Origin of the sequence: Mycoplasma zalophi (genome assembly GCF_025486335.1) — a bacterium.
Taxonomy (GTDB): domain Bacteria; phylum Bacillota_I; class Bacilli_A; order Mycoplasmatales; family Metamycoplasmataceae; genus Metamycoplasma; species Metamycoplasma zalophi.
In genome coordinates, this window is record NZ_JAOOPZ010000008.1 from 1 (window position 1) to 394 (window position 394).

Below are 394 nucleotides of genomic sequence, written 5' to 3' on the forward strand. Positions count from 1 at the left end.
TAGGAACTTTTGCAAATGTTATTTTGCAACAAGTAGCAGAAATAAATATAAAAGTCCCAGACAAGAAAGAACAAGAAAAAATATCAAATACTTTTAATTTATTTGATACAAGCATATCTTTGTTAAAACGTAAGTAAAGTAATAAAAAAATACACATTTTAGTACATTTTTCAGTACTATTTTGTGTATTTTTCGATATTTGTTATTAATTTATTGAACAAACATTTTATTTAATAATGTTTGTTTTATATTTTCCATTTTTTCTATCTTACGCTTTAACAAAGATATGCTTGTATCAAATAAATTAAAAGTATTTGATATTTTTTCTTGTTCTTTCTTGTCTGGGACTTTTATATTTATTTCTGCTACTTGTTGCAAAATAACATTTGCAAAA

At 22.1% G+C, this 394-nt stretch carries 2 protein-coding genes; one reads left to right on the top strand and one right to left on the bottom strand.

Annotation, left to right across the window (positions count from 1 at the left end; genetic code table 4):
* Window positions 1–137: restriction endonuclease subunit S (locus N8G13_RS03330; protein WP_391510166.1), on the top strand; the 137-nt coding region annotated here is incomplete at its 5' end.
* A 73-nt stretch (window positions 138–210) separates the two neighbouring features.
* Here N8G13_RS03330 and N8G13_RS03290 read toward each other — a convergent pair.
* The coding region (locus N8G13_RS03290) for a restriction endonuclease subunit S (protein WP_262289466.1) at window positions 211–394 on the bottom strand (184 nt) is incomplete at its 5' end.